Source organism: Sorangium sp. So ce204, assembly GCF_051526795.1.
Classification (GTDB): domain Bacteria; phylum Myxococcota_A; class Polyangia; order Polyangiales; family Polyangiaceae; genus Sorangium; species Sorangium cellulosum_B.
On record NZ_CP150317.1, the window covers coordinates 9,580,615 to 9,593,895 of the forward strand.

The window sequence follows — 13,281 nt, forward strand, 5'->3', positions numbered from 1 at the left end:
CGAGCACTCGGCCCATGTGGACCAGTGTAGGCGCGCGGCACAGCGAAGAGAATCTGCATTTTCCGCACACCATTGAACCGAAATTCAGAACAATGGCGCCCGGTCACTCGACCGGTCCGCAGGCGATCGCCTTCATCCTCGCCCGCGCCTGCTCGGCGGTCACCGAGCGCGGGCTGGCGTTCCCCCAGCGCGCGATCACGCTCGCGTAGGCGTCGCACGCGCCGGAGATCTCGCCCATCTGCTCGAGGGCCTGGCCGAGAAACCAGAACGAGCGGACGTACCTCACGGGCCAGCCCAGCATATCGCACGTCGTGACCGCCTTGCGAAGCGTGGGGATCGCATGGAGAGGCATGCCCGCGAGGTAAAAGACCGCGCCGACGTCCGCCTGGACCTCTTGCCCGACTTGATTGCTCATCAGCGCGGTCAGCGGCAGCACCGGGACGGCCTCCGCCGCCTCCTCGGGGTGCTCGATCCACCGCGCGTAGGCCTGCACCACGGCAGAGCGCGCAGGGTCGGCCGCCCCCTGCACGCGGGGCCGCGACAGGAGCTCGGCCACCTTCTCCTGGAACTCGGCCCTGGTGATGAGGCCGGCATGCAGCATGACCCGCAAGAGGTCCGGCGAGCCGCCGGCGCAGGCGCTATAATTGTCAAGACACGTCTTGGCGATGTCCGCCGCCTCGCGCCTGCGATCGGTCTCGAGGCAGACATCGATGAGCGCGCGGACGACATCGGCGTGCCCCGTGGACTCCGCGCTGATGTACATGCGCGCCTGCCGTAGCTGTCCCTCGGCCTGCGAGAAATTGCCCAGGATCGCGTTCAGGTTCGACTCGTCGAGCAGCGCGGTGAAGCGCCGCTCCTTGTGCGGCAGCGAGACCCGGCTCTGCCGCATCGCCTCGCGGACCGCGTCGAGAGAGCGCCCCTGCGCATAGCTCGACCACGCAAGCCTGCGAAAGATCAGCCGGCTCCTTCCGCTCGTCATGGGCCGCGTGAGCCACAGGTCCTCCTCGACGTCCGCGCAGCGGCCGAGCGCGCTGTGGTGCTCGCTCCGGATCTCGTAACAGCTGGCCGCCGTGGGCGAGATCGCGAGGCACCGGTCGATGGCGGCAGCGGAGTCGTTGAAGCTCCCGAGCTGCCACAACGACTGCGCCAGCGTGGCCCATCCCTGCGCGTACTCGGGGTCGATCCCGATGACCCGCCTCGCCGCAGCGACGCTCGTATGGACGTCCGATCGCAGCGCGCAGCGCGCGAGGAGGGCCAGCAGCTCCGCGTCGCGATCATACGGGTGCTGCGCCGTGAGCGCGGTCAGCCGCTCCGCGCAGCGCGCCGTATCCGCGGGGTCGCGGCCGAGCGCGGGCTCCATGGCCGCAAGGAGCGCTCGATCGCGGGGGTCGAGCGCGGCGCTCAGCTCCTCTGCGCGCCGATAGTGATCCCGAGCTTCGGTGAGCTCCGGCGCGTAGATCGCGAGGCGAAGGTGCGCATCGGCAAAGGAGTCATCGATGGAGATCGCCTGCCGCAGGCCGTCCACCGCCTTGCCCTCGTTGGCACCGCGAGCGGCCTGGAGCGCCGCGCTGTACAGGGCGAGCGCCGAAGTAGAGCTGGAGCGCGGCCCGGGAACGGTGGTCGCCGCGACCGGACGAGGCCCTCCGCGCAGCGCGAGCGCCCCAGCGATGACGGCCGCGAGCGCCATGGCGAGGCCGATCTTCCAGGCCGCCCGCAGGCCAAGGCGTCTTCCGGTCGAGCGGAGCTCATCGCGGCGCGCCGCGGCGCCGAGGCGCTCGGTCGCGGCCAGGGGGTCCACCACGTCTCCATCCGCCGCCTCGCCGCCCGGCGCCCTGGGCGGCTCGGAGATGCTTAATGCGGGCGGCTCCAGCGCGCCGAAGCTCGGCGCCGCGCCCTGCGCGAACGGCGCGAGCGCGCGAGCGACCTCGCCCAGGTCGGAGAGCCGAGCCTGGCGGTCCGTCGACAGCAACCGGCCGACCACCCTGGCGAGCTCCCGGGGCACGTCGGGCGCGACCTTCTCCAGCGGGGGAATCGCGCCTGTCACGATGATCTTGAACACCTGGCCGGCGTTGTCGGCCCGGGTCGGGAGCACGCCCGAGAGGCATTCGTAAAGAATGAGGCCGAGCGACCAGTTGTCGGTACGGTGATCGATCTGTCGGTCTCCGAACGTCTGCTCCGGGGACATGTAGCAGGGCGTGCCAAGCCTCGTCCCGCTCTCGGTGAGCCCCGTTGTCTGGGCGTCCTGTCCGCTCGTGGCCGTCAGCTTCGCGATGCCGAAGTCGAGGACCTTGACCCGCTCGCTCGATCCGTCGACAAGGAAGATGTTCTCCGGCTTCAGGTCGCGGTGGACGATGCCCAGCGCGTGCGCCGTCCCGACGGCGGAGATGACCGGCAGGAAGATGGAGGCTACCTCGCCGAGGGGCAGCCTCGGCTCGCGACGCAGCCTGCTCGCGAGCGACTCGCCGGACAGGAGCTCCATGACCATCACGGGCGCCCCGCTCTCGATCTCGAGGTCGTGAACCTCGACGACGTTGGGGTGGCGGACGCTGCTCGCGAGCTTCGCCTCGCGCATCAGGCGCATGCCAACCGCGCCGCGCACGGCCCCGCCCTTCACGAACTTGAGCGCGAACGGCTTGCCAGTCAGCGTGTGGCTCGCGGCCCAGATCACGCCCATGCCCCCTTCACCGAGCAGCCGATCGAGCCGGTACCGGCCGGCGACGACGGCGCCTGGACGCCACGTAGGCCGTGCGCGCTCGTCGCCCTCGCCGCGCTCGTCGCCCTCGCCGCGCTCGTCGCGCTCGCCGCGCTCGTCGCCCTCACCCGGCGGAGCGTCTTTTCCCGCAGCGGGTTGGGTCGCCTCGAGGCCCTGCGTCAGGTCCGCTCTCGATGCGATACGCACGACACCCTACACTACCCGACCGGCCCCCCCTGTCCAGATCGGAAACGAACGCGCCCGACGTGCTGTCCGCTCGACAGGAAGGCGGTAAAGCGAGGACACGTTTGCAAGTGCAAGGATCTTCCCACATCCCTGCAAATATCTTTGGGCAGCGAACAGCACCACAATGCGCTCGACGGCAAATCGCCCCCGCCCTTCTCGTTTTCTCGTTCAATTTGCCCGCTGAAGAGGGCTGCAAGTGAGGGAATTTCTCCGTCTCTCCACAGCTCATCGCGTGTGCGTCCCGATCCATCCGCTCGCTCCACGGCTGCCGAGCCATGACGCCGTGGCTCCAAGGACATCGGCTCACCAGATAGCGTGGTCGACCAAAGAGACGCAGCGCTCTCTGAAGCTCAGTATCCCGGCTCTCCGCCTCCGGATCGGTACGCCCCCGGCGGGACCCCGACCTCCCGGCGAAACGCGACGTTGAAGGCCGCCTCGTCCTGGTACCCCACGGACGACGCCACCTCGGCGAGCGCGAGCCCGGGGCGCTCTCGCAGCGTCTCCTTCGCGAGCTCCATGCGCCAGCGCGTCAGGTGACGGAGCGGGCCCTCTCCCACGTGCTCGCGGAAGGCGAGCGCGAAGCCCGAGCGGCTCATGCCGGCCTCCCGCGCGAGCGAGGCCACGGTCCACGCGCGGGCCGGGGCCTTGTAGAGCGCGTCCAGGGCGCGGGCGACGCGCTCGTCCGCGAGCGCCGCGCGGAAGGAGCCAGGAGGCGCGGGGCGCTCGAGCTCCGCGCGGATGGCCTGCAGGAGGAGCAGCTCCGCGAAGCGAGCGGCCATGACCGGCGCGCCCGGCCGCCGACCGCTCACCTCGTCGCGGATGCCATCCAGGAGCCGGCCGAGGCCGGGCACCGGCTCACCGGCCCCGCCGTCGAGGAGCACCACGGAGGGCAGCGCGCGGAGCAGCAGCGACCGCCCGGCGCCCGCGACGTGCATGGCGGCGCAGAGCACCACCGTCCTCGCGCCGTCGCCGCCCAGCCGGCGCCGCACCGTCTGCGCGCCCGGCCGAGGCGGCGAGAGCCAGCGCTCCTCATCGACGACGGCCGCCCCCGGCCGGTGCCTCAGGCAATGGGGGACGCCGTGCGGCATGAGCAGCAGATCGCCCTGGCCGACGCGGATCTCTCGGCCGCCGAGCTCCAGCCACATCTCGCCTTCGAGGAGGTGGTGGAGCAGGACGATCTCTCGGGGACCGATACGGGCCCCCCAAGGCGCGCCGAGCTCGACGCGGCCGAAGAGGCTGGTCTCGATGCGCACGTGGCGGAGCAGCGCTGTCAGGACATCGGGCATTGGACGATCACAAAAGAGCGCTGGACGCTATCACATGGAGGGTCCCCCGGTCCGTCGCCATGGTTCCGCCACCGAGTCACGAGGAGGCAACCATGGACGTTTTCATCACCGGCGCGAGCGGCTTCATCGGATCTGCGGTCGCCCGCGCCCTTGTCGCGCGCGGCCACCGGGTGCGCGGGCTCGCGCGCAGCGACGCGTCGGCGGCGAAGGTGCGGGCCGCTGGCGCGGAGCCGATCCGGGGGAATCTGTCGCAGGTCGACGTGCTCGCGCGCGCGGCGGCGGCCGGCGACGGGGTTGTGCACACCGCGGCGACGACAGGAGAGGATCGCCCGGCCACCGACGAGGCGGCGGTCACGGCCATGCTCTCGGCCATGAGCGGCGGCGTCTTCATCACGACGACCGGGGCGCCGCGCGCGCGCTCCTCGCGGGTGCCCGTGCCGGAGGAGGAGAGCGTCAACCCCGGCGGAGCGCTCGAGTGGCTCGTGGCGGCCGAGTCGCGCGTGCTCGGCGCGAAGGGCGTCCGCGGCCTGGTCGTGCGGCCGCCCATCGTCTATGGCGACGGCGGAGGTCCTGTGGCGGGCCTGGTGCAGGGCGCGCGCGCCGCGGGGGTCGCACGTTATATCGACGATGGCGAGAACCGCTGGTCCACCGTCCACGTGCGGGATCTGGCGGTGGCCTACGCGATGCTGCTGGAGTCGGACGCGAGGGGCGTGTTCCACGCCGCCGAGGCGTCGCCCGAGCCCATGGCGGCGCTCTTCGCCGCGATAGGCGACGCCGCCGGCGTCCCCGTGGGCTCGTGGAGCCTCACGGAAGCCCTCGCTGCACACGGCCCCATCGCCGGCTTCCTGGCCATGGACGCCGCCCTCGACGCGACGAGGCTGCGCGGCCTGGGCTGGTCGCCGGAGGTCGGAGAGGCGCTCGGAGGCATCTGCGGCGCCCTGCGCGACCCCGCGCAGGGATACCGCGCGCCATGAGCCGCGCCGCAGGCTTCAGGGCAAAGCGCCGTCGCGCGCGGCGCTCGCCGCCTCCGCTCCTCGCTTGTTGTCGAGGGCGAGCAGCACGAGATAAGAAAAGGCACAGACGACGAGGCTCCCGAACACGAGCATCGGCAGCGAGTACGCCAGTTGCTCCAGGCCCACCCCCTCGATCAGCTTGCCGGTGAGGGCCGGGAGGACCATGCCGCCGAGGCTGTCGCCGACCAGCACGAGCCCTGTCACGAGCGCCGTCATGGGCACGATCTGCCCCGTGAGCGTGAAGCCGCTGGGCCAGAGCGGCGCCATGAAGAGCCCGAGCCCGAGCGCGACAACCCACAGGAGCGCGCTCGAGGGCGGCAGGAGCAGCATCATCGCGGACAGCACGAGACAGCCGCCCAGCCCCACAGGGATGACCTGGCGCGGCGTGAAGCGGATCGCCACAGGGATCGAGAGCAGCCTCCCGATCGTGAACGAGAGCCAGAACCCCGAGGTGAGGTACGCGGCCCCGGTCGCCGAGACGACGCCCAGCGTGAGGGCATAGGTGTAGATCCAGCTCCCGAACGAGATCTCCCCGCCGACGTAGGCGAACAGGTACAGCACCGCGACGAGCACCGGAAGGAGGGGCAACGCGCGATCCGCGCCCTTCGCCGCGGCGTCCTTCCCGGCCTTTTCCTGAGGCTCGGGACAGTGTCGCATCGAGAGCACGCCCAGGGCGACGAGCGCCGAGAAGGCGGCCACGGCCCAGTACGCCGCGTGGTAACCGCCCCAGGCGCCCGGGACGCGCGCGACAAGGAGCGGCGACACGAACGCGCCCAGCCCGAAGCAGAAGTGAAGCCCGTTCATGTAAGGGCTGACCTTCTCCCCGTGCGTCCAGAGGAGCAGCGCGTTCGCGCCCGTGTTGACGAGCCCCTCCGCGAGCCCCCGGCAGAACGCCACGACCACGAGCAGCCATAACCACGGGACGGCCGGGATGACAGCGAGGCACGCCGCGGCGATCAGGTGCGCTCCCCCGAGCAGGGTGTGCCCGTGCACGCGATCGAACAGCTTGCCTCCCCAGAGCGTACCGAGCGTGTAACCGACCCCCCCGCCGAGGAACAGCGAGCCCATGTCCCCGACGCTGGAGCCCGTCTGCCGCGCCAGGTCCGGCAGGGTCGGCCCGGTGATCGCCGTGATGAGGCCCAGGCAGATGAAGAGCCCGTAGTAGCCGGCCGTCTGGCGCAGCGCCCTGTCGCTCCACCGGCTCGAGACCGGACGCTCCTCCACGGCTGCAGTGCTCATCACTTCGCTCCTTTTACCCGATGCGGGGACTCATGTGCCGGCCCCGGCGCGGCAGGGGATCCGGGGAGATCGTCTGCGCGCGAGGCGCTGGCCGCGCGCTCCCGCTCGTGCTCGATGCGCCACGACTCGAAGGCCAGCGCCTGGAGCGCGGAGAGGACGAGGACGGAGACGTCGGTGTTGACGTAGAGCCAGATGAACCCGAGCCCGAGGCCGCGCACGAGCAGGGCCACCGCCGCCCCGACGGCGACGTTGCCGCCCCAGAACAGGAGGCACACGCCCACGCAGCGGATCGCGCGCCGGAGCGCGGGCGGGAGGAGCCCGGCGCGCATCCCCCGGCGGCGCCCCGCCGCATAGACAGCGCAGGACGTGGCGGCGACGACGCCCAGGATGTAGAGCGTGTCGGGCACCGCTACACCTCCCCGCGGAGCCGCGACAGCGCGCGCGCCGCGAGCTCCTGGAGCAGCCGGCCGATCGCCGAGAGGCGCTCCCCCGGGGTGTTCGACGCCGGCGACCCCTCCGGGACGGGCGCGGCGAGGACCTCGAAGCCCGCGCGCTCGAAGAGCCGGCGCGCGCGCGCGATGCGGTGCGCGCCGGTGACGAGCAGGATCCTCCTTGCGCCCCTCGGCAGCAGGAGCTCCGCGCTGCGCTGGGCTTCCACCGCGGTCGTCAGCCCGCGCGGCTCCGTGAGCAGGGCCGACGCGGGGACGCCGAGGCCCTGCGCGAGGCGGGCGCGCGACTCGGCCTCGCTGGCCGGCCCGTTGCGGCTGCCGAGCATCAGCACGAGCGGCGCTCGCCCCTCACGGTACAGCGCGACGGCCTCGACGGCGCGCCGGAGCGAATCCTCCGGGAGCCGCCCGTCGGGATCGACGTCCGCGCCGAGGGCGACCACGGCGTCGGCCTGCCCAGCGTCGGCCGCCGACGCCATCCAGCGATCGAGCGGCGCGGCGGCCGGGGTGAACGCGGCGACGGCGAAGGCCATGAGCCCGATCACGCCGGCCGCGGTGCTCACGCGGTCCCACGCTCCTTCCCTGCGCATGGCGTCGGATCCCAGGAAGAGCCCCTACGTGGCGCCCAGGAGCGCGGGCCTCGAGGAGCGCGCGGACAGCCGCCGCGCCTCCAGCTCCTCCGCGACGCCGTGGATGGCGGCCTCGACGCGCTCGAGCGTCTCCTCGCTCATCCGGCCGTGCAGGGGCAAGCAGACCTGGCCCGCGCAGAGCCGGTCCGTGTTCGGGAGGGCGGCGCCCGCGGGGAAGCAGTCCAGCGCGTGCAGGGGCGGGTAGAAGTACCGGCGCGCCTCGACGCCGCGCCGCGCGAAGGCCGCGATGACGTCGTCGATCGGGGCGTCGATCAGCCCGACGCCGAGGTTCTGCCCGTTGGGGTTCACGCCCGGCGGGATGCGCTGGGTGCGGTACAGCTGCGGGTGCCGGGACAGGGCCGCGCGCAGCCGCTCGAGGTACGTCCGCCTGCGGGCCAGCGCCTCCGGGAGCCGGCGGAGCGACGAGAGCGCCAGGGCGGCGCGCAGCTCGTCCAGCTTGGCGTTCATCCCCGGGACCGACGCCGAGAGCGGCTGCGCGAGCCCGTGGTTGCGCAGCCGGCGCATCGCCGCGCTCACCTCGCGGTCCGGGGAGACGACAACGCCGCCCTCCGCGGCCACGAGGACCTTGGTGGCGTGCAGCGAGTACGTCGTCGCGGTGAGGAGCGCCTCGGCCTCCCGGCTCGCGGTCTCGGTGCCCATGCCGTGCGCGTTGTCGTAGATCACGGCCGCGCCCGCGCCGCGGGCCTCGCGCGCGATGGCGGCCAGATCGGGCGGGACGCCGAACACGTTGACCGGGAGGACCAGCGTCGCGCCGTGCTCCGCGAGCAGGCGGCGCAGGTGCCCCGGATCCAGCGTCCAGGTCTCCGGGTCGATGTCGCAGAAGACCGGCTCGAAGCCGGCGTGCACCGCGGCGTTGAGCGTCGCGATGAAGGTGAAGGCCGGCAGGATCGCCTTGCCCCGCCGCACCGCCGCGGCCTCGATGGCGAGGCTGATCGCGACGGCGCCGTTCGAGACGGCCACGGCCTCCTCGACGCCGAGGAACGCCGCGATCGCCCGCTCGAAGCCCTCGGCGAGCGGGCCGGTGTTGCTCAGCCGCCCCGAGCGCAGGACGTCGGCGATCTGCGCCGCGATCGCGTCCGGCTCGTCCACCTGCGGCGAGACCATGGGGATGAAGGGTCGCTGGTCGCTCATGCTTGTCTCTCCGGGCGAAGGCGCTGGTGGACGACGCGGCCGATGAACTCCGGGATGCCGAGCAGGTACCGCCGCCAGAGCCGCCGCGGCTCGACCGCCAGGCGGTAGAGCCACTGGACGTGGCTCCGGCGCACCCACTCGGGCGGGTACGCGACGGCGCCCGCCACCTGATCCAGCAGCCCCCCCATACACCAGGTGGCGCGCACCTGGAGCGCCGCGAGGTGCTGGCTCACCCAGAGCTCCTGCTTGGGCGGGCCGAGGCCGACGATGAGCAACGCGGCGCCCGACCCGTTGATCTGCCGGACCACCGCCGCCTCCTCGTCGGGGGCGAAGTACCCGTGGTGAACGCCGGCGATCCGGAGCCCCGGGCGCTCCGCGACGAGGCGGCGCGCGACCTCGTCGGCGATCCCGGGCGCGCCGCCGAGCAGGAAGACCGAGGCCCCGCGCTCGGCGCAGAGGTCGACGATCCGGCCCAGCTCGATCGGGCCCACGTTGATCCGCTCCGGGCACGGCCCGCCCAGCAGGTGCGCCGCCCAGACCACCCCGATGCCGTCGGCGTACACGACGTCGGCCTGCGAGACCGACGCGCGGTACGGCGACTCGCGCGCCGCCAGCGTGGCGCAGTAGGCGTTGACGTAGGTGTAGTAGTCGGGCCTTTCGCGCTCCGCCCGCAAGGCCTCGTCCAGGCGGCGCAGCAGCTGCTCGAAGGAGAGCCGCGTGACGGGGACGCCGAGGACGTCGACCCGGGGCGCGATCGAGTGCGGAGCGACGGTCATGCGTCGCCCCTGGCCGGCGCCACCTTGTCCTGCGCGCTGATGAACGCGCGAGGATCGCTGACCGGCTCGCGATCGAGGACGGGCCGCGCCTCGTCGGTGCCGAACATCGCGACGTAGTCGCCGTGGAACCCGTCGCAGATGTCGCGGAGCGCGCAGCGCTGGCACCCCGCGCCCTTCTGGTAGCCGTTGTGCTCGACGCGGTTCAGCGCGTCGTGGCGGTAGGCCGCGTCGCGATCCCCGCGGCGGCGGAAGAGCTGGTAGGACAGCCCTTCCAGCTTCCTCATCACGGGGCCGAGCCGCGGGTCCGTGTCGGCGCGCAGCATCCGGCCCCGCAGGTCGATCGCGTCCGCCAGACGGAGGAGGGGCTGCCGGAGCCGGCCGAGGCGCGGCCGCGCGCCGAGCGGGACGGGCGGCGACACCGCGCCGGCCCGCATCCGCTGCGGGCCCTTGTTGGTCCAGGTCCAGCTCGCGAAATCCCACTCGTGCGGGTCGTACGAGAGCTGCTGGTAGTTGTACACCGACGGCCAGTGGCGCTCGGGGACGATGCAGTGGGGCAGGTACCGGACGTTCGCCTCCACGCCCGCCTGCGCGAGCACGTCCAGGGCCTCGTCGAGCGGGCCCCGCAGATCGCCATAACGAGGCACGTTCTCCGCGGTGCGGGCGCCCTCCTTGCGCTGATCCGCGAACGGGTTGAAGGCGAGGAAGTTGACGGCGCGCGCCCCCAGCTCCACCGAGAGCTTCGCGATCGCCGGGAGCTGCGGCACCGCGAGCTTCGACATCACGCAGTTCACGCGGAACGGCACGTCGAGCGCGATGAGGTGGTTCAGCGCGCGCATCTGGCGCACGTGCGCGCCGCTCACGCCCACGGCCACGTCGTGCGCCTTGCCGAGCCCCTGGACGCTGACAAGGAAGTCGGCGACGCCGGAGTCCTTGAACTGCTGCGCCTTGTCGCGCTTGTCGAGCACCAGCGCGTTCGTGATGAGCGTCGGCGCGAGGCCGATCCCGGCGCAGTACCGGATCAGCGCGTGGATGTCGCGCCAGATGGTCGGCTCGCCGCCCTGGATGTCGATCGCGTCGTTCCCGTAGAACTCGACGAGGGTCCGGCAGATCTCCTGCGCCTTCTCCAGCGACATGAACGGGTGCTCGGGGTGCTCCTTGTCCTCGATCCGGTCGAGGAAGTAGCAGAAGTGGCAGCGCAGGTTGCACGTCTGCCCGAGCCACAGCACGCCGCGGCGCGTGAGCTCCCGGGTCCGGCCGTGGGGCCGCGGCGCGGCGGCCGGGCGCTCGGCCGGCACCGAAAGGGCGCGGGCTCGCTCGAGCAGGATCTCCGGCGGCTCGATGTCCGCCGAGATCAGCGACTCCTTCCGCCTGAGCTGCACCAACGAAACGTTGCCATCCGTGCTGGTCTTCACGTGGTCCTCTCCTGACTTGGATCCTTCACGCGCGGCGCGGCGCCCCGCCGCTCCACGTGACCGCCGACGGGAAGTTGAACCGCACCGCGATCGGGGCGATAGGGGAGCGGCATGCGCGCGCGGCGACCTCCGGTGAAGGATCTCCTCCATCCATGACGTCGTCGGCGCTCCGCGAGGACGCCCCGCCGCCGGCGAGGCGAAGCGTCTCGGGCAGCATGGCGCTGAAGACCGCGAGCGATCTCGTCTCGCGCGGCGTCCGCATGCTCCTCGCCGTCGTCGCCGCGCGGCACCTGGGGCCCGCGGGCTTCGGCGACTACAGCTACGCCTTCGCCGTGGGCTTCCTGCTCGGCGAGCTCGCGGACCTCGGCCTTCACCTGTTCATCGCGCGCGAGGTCGCCCGCGATCCCGGCGCTCCCATCGGCCCGCTCGTGCGCCTCAAGCTCGCCGTGACGCTGGCCGCCGGCGCCGTCGGCCTCGTGGTCGGCCTCGTCGCGGGCGCGGCCTCGCCGCGCCGGACGCTCGTGTGGCTGCTGACGGCCGCGTGGCTCATGGCCTCGTTCGTCGAGATGCTCAACCAGGTGTTCCGCGGGCACCAGCGGATGGAGCGCGAGGTGCTGGTGGCGATCACCATGGCGGTCACGTCCTTCGGCCTGGGGACGGGCGCGCTGCTCTCGGGGCTCGGCGCGCTCGGCCTGGCGTGGGCCCTCGTCGCGGGCCACCTGGTCGCCCTCGCGCTGGCCCTGGCCCTCGCCGCCCAGCTCCTCGAGCGCCGGCAGTGGTCCAGCGAGGGCGCGGCGCTGCCGCAGGGCTTCCTCCGCGAGGCCGGGCCGCTCGCGGTGGTGATGCTCGCCAGCCCCCTCTACTTCCAGCTCGATCTCCTGATGCTGGGCTGGATGAGCACCCCCCACGCGGTCGGCGACATGAGCGCGGTCCAGCGCATGATCGGCGGCGCCATGATCCTGCCGGGCGTCGTGCGCGCGGCGGTCTTCCCCGCCTTCGTCGCCAGCCGCTCCGCGAGCGCCCGCAGGCGCCTCGCCACGCTCACCTTCGTCGGGCTCATGGCCGCGGGCGCGCTCATGAGCGCCGTTGTGTGGTGGATGGGCGGGCCGCTCGTCCGGCTCGTGTTCGGCCCCGACTACGCGAGCGCCGTGCTGCCGCTGCAGCTCCTGACCACGGCGCTCGTGTGGATGGTGCCGGAGCTCGCCATCGGCCCGATGCTCTTCGCCGCGGGCCAGCAGCGCCCCTACGCGGCCCTCTGGACGGCCACCGTGCTCCTCATCGCGGCCGGGGACCTGTGGGCGGTGCCCGCGCACGGCGCCGCCGGCGCGGCCGCGGTGAAGCTCGTCGTCACGCTCGGCCTCGTGGCCGGCGAGGTGATCGTCCTCTTTCGCGTCAGGGACCACCTCGGGGCCTCCTGAGCGGCCGGGGAGCGGTCCTCTCACGGCCACGGCGTCGTCGATCGCCCGGCGCACGGCGTCAGTAGCTCCCCACGCCGAAGAGCATGCGCAGCGGCGTGATCGCCATGATCTTCAGGTCGCCCCAGAAGCTGGCGTTGGTCAGGTAGTAGATGTCGAGGATGACGCTCTGGTCGAAGGTCACCTGGTTGCGCGCCACGACCTGCCACAGGCCGGTGATCCCGGGCCGGCCCTCGGTCCGGAGGCGGTGCCACGGCTTGAGCGCGTCGAACTCCGCCGTCGGGTAGGGCCTCGGCCCCACGAGGGCCATGTCGCCCGTGAGGACGTGCAGGAGCTGGGGGATCTCGTCGAGGCACAGCCAGCGCAGGACGCCGCCGAGCCGCGTGACGCGCGGATCCCTCGGGTCCTTGGGGATGACGACCCCGTCGTCGCGCACGAAGCCGGGGATCTCGCCGCGGATGACCGAGAGCCGCGCGGCGTCGCCCCGGTCCTCGCCGTCCCGGCGCTGCGTCCGCATCGTCCGGTACTTGAAGAACCGGAACGGCTTCCCGCGCAGCCCTGCGCGCGGGGCGATGTGGAACGGCCCGCCCGGGGACTCGAGGTGGATCAGCAGCGCGATCGTCAGCCACAGCGGCGCGCCCCCGAGCAGCACCGACAGGGCCACGAGCCGCTCGACGGCCCGGGTGGCCGCGGCGTCGAGGCCGCCCCGCTCGCCCGAGCCGAACCGGACCACCGGGAGCCCCTCCGCCGTCCGCTCCGACAGGCCGAGGCGCGCCGCGAGCCACTCGAGGTCCCGCGAGGCGATCGCGACCGCCTGCGCCCGCCCGCGCGCCTGCCGCAGCACCTCCCCCACGGCGTCGAGGCCCTCGACGACGACGGGCGCGCCCGGATCGAGCGGAGCAGGCGGCGCGGTTGCACCTCGAGGGAAGGACGTCGTTGCACAGGTCAAGAAAACCTCCTGGTGGTCTCCGGTCC

At 72.8% G+C, this 13,281-nt stretch carries 11 protein-coding genes; 2 read left to right on the forward strand and 9 right to left on the reverse strand.

What is annotated here, in order from left to right:
* Window positions 1-103: 103 nt before the first annotated feature.
* Both WMF22_RS35915 and WMF22_RS35920 read right to left on the reverse strand, forming a co-directional pair.
* Complete coding sequence (locus WMF22_RS35915) at window positions 104-2,899, reverse strand: protein kinase domain-containing protein (protein WP_438032674.1); 2,796 nt, start codon at window positions 2,897-2,899, stop codon at window positions 104-106.
* 389 nt (window positions 2,900-3,288) lie between these two features.
* Window positions 3,289-4,224 carry an AraC family transcriptional regulator gene (locus WMF22_RS35920; protein ID WP_438032675.1) on the reverse strand — a complete coding sequence of 312 codons (936 nt, stop codon included), beginning with the start codon at window positions 4,222-4,224 and terminating at the stop codon, window positions 3,289-3,291.
* A gap of 92 nt (window positions 4,225-4,316) precedes the next feature.
* On the opposite strand from WMF22_RS35920, the gene WMF22_RS35925 reads away from it, so the two are divergent.
* Complete coding sequence (locus WMF22_RS35925) at window positions 4,317-5,198, forward strand: NAD-dependent epimerase/dehydratase family protein (RefSeq protein WP_437294463.1); 882 nt, start codon at window positions 4,317-4,319, stop codon at window positions 5,196-5,198.
* Between the two features lie 15 nt (window positions 5,199-5,213).
* On the opposite strand, the gene WMF22_RS35930 is transcribed toward WMF22_RS35925, so the two are convergent.
* From WMF22_RS35930 to WMF22_RS35955, 6 genes are read right to left on the reverse strand one after another with little or no spacing between them, the layout of a single operon-like run.
* Window positions 5,214-6,476: an MFS transporter gene (locus WMF22_RS35930; protein ID WP_437294464.1), complete on the reverse strand. Its 1,263-nt coding sequence runs from the start codon at window positions 6,474-6,476 to the stop codon at window positions 5,214-5,216.
* Window positions 6,476-6,883: a hypothetical protein gene (locus WMF22_RS35935; protein ID WP_437294465.1), complete on the reverse strand. Its 408-nt coding sequence runs from the start codon at window positions 6,881-6,883 to the stop codon at window positions 6,476-6,478. Before WMF22_RS35935 ends, WMF22_RS35930 begins: the two co-directional genes overlap by 1 nt.
* A 2-nt stretch (window positions 6,884-6,885) precedes the next feature.
* Window positions 6,886-7,512: a YdcF family protein gene (locus WMF22_RS35940; RefSeq protein WP_438032676.1), complete on the reverse strand. Its 627-nt coding sequence runs from the start codon at window positions 7,510-7,512 to the stop codon at window positions 6,886-6,888.
* A 24-nt stretch (window positions 7,513-7,536) separates the two neighbouring features.
* Window positions 7,537-8,703 (reverse strand): DegT/DnrJ/EryC1/StrS family aminotransferase, encoded by a 1,167-nt coding sequence (locus tag WMF22_RS35945; protein ID WP_437294467.1) that lies wholly within the window; start codon window positions 8,701-8,703, stop codon window positions 7,537-7,539.
* The gene (locus tag WMF22_RS35950; RefSeq protein WP_438032677.1) at window positions 8,700-9,479 is read right to left on the reverse strand and encodes a WecB/TagA/CpsF family glycosyltransferase; all 780 of its coding nucleotides are present in this window, start codon (window positions 9,477-9,479) and stop codon (window positions 8,700-8,702) included. The genes WMF22_RS35945 and WMF22_RS35950 overlap by 4 nt, the downstream gene beginning before the upstream one ends.
* The gene (locus WMF22_RS35955; protein ID WP_437294469.1) at window positions 9,476-10,891 is read right to left on the reverse strand and encodes a radical SAM protein; all 1,416 of its coding nucleotides are present in this window, start codon (window positions 10,889-10,891) and stop codon (window positions 9,476-9,478) included. The genes WMF22_RS35950 and WMF22_RS35955 overlap by 4 nt, the downstream gene beginning before the upstream one ends.
* Window positions 10,892-11,043: 152 nt before the next feature.
* Here WMF22_RS35955 and WMF22_RS35960 point away from each other — a divergent pair, with 152 nt between their 5' ends.
* Entirely contained in the window at window positions 11,044-12,309 is a 1,266-nt protein-coding gene (locus WMF22_RS35960) for an oligosaccharide flippase family protein (RefSeq protein WP_437294470.1), read from the forward strand.
* Between the two features lie 58 nt (window positions 12,310-12,367).
* Here the strand turns inward: WMF22_RS35960 and WMF22_RS35965 are convergent, their stop codons facing one another.
* Window positions 12,368-13,255, reverse strand: a complete 888-nt coding sequence (locus WMF22_RS35965) for a sugar transferase (RefSeq protein ID WP_437294471.1) — start codon at window positions 13,253-13,255, stop codon at window positions 12,368-12,370.
* Window positions 13,256-13,281: the final 26 nt, after the last annotated feature.

What these genes read in the sequence shown, in the direction of transcription:
- WMF22_RS35920 (WP_438032675.1), bottom strand. Translation starts at nt 4,224, where the DNA reads ATGCCCGATGTCCTGACAGCGCTGCTCCGCCACGTGCGCATCGAGACC.
- WMF22_RS35925 (WP_437294463.1), top strand. Translation starts at nt 4,317, where the DNA reads ATGGACGTTTTCATCACCGGCGCGAGCGGCTTCATCGGATCTGCGGTC.
- WMF22_RS35930 (WP_437294464.1), bottom strand. Translation starts at nt 6,476, where the DNA reads ATGAGCACTGCAGCCGTGGAGGAGCGTCCGGTCTCGAGCCGGTGGAGC.
- WMF22_RS35940 (WP_438032676.1), bottom strand. Translation starts at nt 7,512, where the DNA reads ATGCGCAGGGAAGGAGCGTGGGACCGCGTGAGCACCGCGGCCGGCGTG.
- WMF22_RS35945 (WP_437294467.1), bottom strand. Translation starts at nt 8,703, where the DNA reads ATGAGCGACCAGCGACCCTTCATCCCCATGGTCTCGCCGCAGGTGGAC.
- WMF22_RS35950 (WP_438032677.1), bottom strand. Translation starts at nt 9,479, where the DNA reads ATGACCGTCGCTCCGCACTCGATCGCGCCCCGGGTCGACGTCCTCGGC.
- WMF22_RS35960 (WP_437294470.1), top strand. Translation starts at nt 11,044, where the DNA reads ATGACGTCGTCGGCGCTCCGCGAGGACGCCCCGCCGCCGGCGAGGCGA.